Origin of the sequence: Lutibacter sp. (assembly GCF_041562875.1) — a bacterium.
Lineage (GTDB): Bacteria > Bacteroidota > Bacteroidia > Flavobacteriales > Flavobacteriaceae > Lutibacter.
The window spans coordinates 1-2,045 of sequence record NZ_JBFFOE010000184.1 but is presented as its reverse complement, the minus strand read 5'-3'; the positions used below and the strand labels follow the sequence as shown (position 1 = coordinate 2,045).

Genomic DNA, 2,045 nt, shown 5'->3' with positions numbered 1-2,045 from the left:
TCCTACTTGTCCTAAATCCACCATTTCTATCTTTCCGTTTATTGTATGCTCATGCAAACGTTTTTTTGCAGTTACTATTTGTCCATCTTTACCTGATAAACCAACTGCTTTATGCCCCATTGCATTAATTATAGAAATTAGACTTCCATTAACTTTTCCTTTAAGTGCCATTTCTACATATTCCATGGCCTCAGACGTTGTTTTTCGTTGCCCATCAATAAACTCAGAATCTATATTAACTTCTTCCAAAGTTTGCTTGATAAAAGGACCTCCACCATGAACAATTACAACTTGATACCCTTTTTCTTTTAAATTGCACATGTTTTTTAGCACTTGTTTTTTAAGTGGCTGATTGGTCATGGCATTTCCTCCATATTTAAATAAAAGCAGGTGTTTTTTTGTCATTATTTCATTTTTAGGCCTTAAGCCATTATTATTTTTCTACCGTTCGTTCAATTGATTCTGGTAAATGCGCTAATATTTCATAATTAAGTTCATCACTAATTTCGCTGAAAGCACTTACTTTTATTTCTAAATCACCTTGTTTTCCTATCAAAACAACTTCATCTCCCACTTTCGTATTATCCACATGTGAAATATCAATTATTATCATATTCATATTTACAACTCCTATTACACTACAATTACATCCATGAATAAGAACACGTCCCTTATTGCTTAAAGAACGACTATACCCAAAAGAATATCCAACTGGAACTAATGCAGTTGTAATATTAGTTTGAGCGAGATAAGAAATACCGTAACCTATAAATTGACCGCTCGAAACTTTTTTTATTGCCATAACTTGGCTGTTCCACTTAAGTATTCTTTGTAATGGATTTAATTTGTTACTTTTAAGATTGGTATATTGAACATAAACTTCACTACTTGACCAAAAACCGTAAAGCATAATTCCTATTCTAACCAAATCCATTCTTGCTTTTGGATACACAAATGCTGCTGCTGAATTTGCTACATGTTTATATTTGGGATGCAGTTCATTACCTTCAAGAACTGTCAACATTTTTTTATATTTCCTTAACTGATTTTGAATCCTCACGTGATTTGAAACACTTTCGGCTCCGGCAAGATGTGTACAGAAGCCTGCTAATTCAATATATTCAATATTCTCTTTTATAATAGCAATAGCTTGTTCTAATTCGTTAATATTTAGACCAGAACGATTCATACCTGTTTCTGCTTCAAGATGAATTTCAGCCTTTATGCTAAGCTCTTTTGCATATTTTATGGCAATATTTAGCCTTTCTATATTAAAGACAAAAAACTCTATTCCCTTTTTGATAGCGTCTCTTATATTTTCATTAGACAGCCATCCCATAACCATAATTGTAGCAGGTTTAGTGAGGCTATCAAAAACTCGGACAGCTTCCTTATAATCAAAAACCGAATAATGCTCAATTCCATACTTCTCGAAAAGAGGAATGATTTGCTCAATACCATGTCCGTAGGCATTGGCTTTAACAACGGCTGAAATTTTTATTTTACTGCCTAATTTTTTCCTTAAAAAAGCAATATTATTTTGAACTGCATTTTCATTTAGTGTTATTAAAGAATTATCAATCATTGTTTAATATCTTTTTATAAATGGCATAGAATATTTTTATCCCTGTTTCAATGATATCATCAGGAAAATCATAATCTGGATTATGCAAAGCAGGTGTTTGTTTACCAGCACCCAAGGCAAACATTGCGCCTTTAAATCGTTGGGTAAATGCTCCAAAATCCTCACCCCATTTAAATGGTGTTTGCTTTTCAATAACTGTAAAAGAATTGAACTCTGCTGCTTTTACTATATAATCAACTGCTTCTTCATTATTATTATTTGAATCAAATTCATAAATCCAATCCATCGTATGTTTAAGTTGATGCTTTTTACTAATATTTTGTATTAAAGTAGCGCAAATCTCTTTTAAATTTTTCAATTGTTTAGCTGTCCAACATCTTATTGTAAAATGTAGTTCTGCATAATCTGCTGAAATGCCATAATCTTCAGATCCTAAAGTAGCATAAACTGTTGTAACTAC

The 2,045-nt window shown here is 31.9% G+C and carries 3 protein-coding genes; all 3 read right to left on the bottom strand.

The window, feature by feature from the left end; genetic code table 11:
* Positions 1-405, bottom strand: a 405-nt coding sequence (gene argB / locus ABY863_RS13490) for an acetylglutamate kinase (protein WP_372795698.1), incomplete at its 3' end; no start/stop codon positions are given.
* A 28-nt stretch (positions 406-433) separates the two neighbouring features.
* Positions 434-1,585, bottom strand: coding sequence for an alanine racemase (gene alr / locus ABY863_RS13485; RefSeq protein ID WP_372795697.1), 1,152 nt, complete (start codon positions 1,583-1,585; stop codon positions 434-436).
* The coding region (locus tag ABY863_RS13480) for a M20/M25/M40 family metallo-hydrolase (RefSeq protein ID WP_372795694.1) at positions 1,578-2,045 on the bottom strand (468 nt) is incomplete at its 5' end. The genes ABY863_RS13480 and alr, both read right to left, overlap by 8 nt.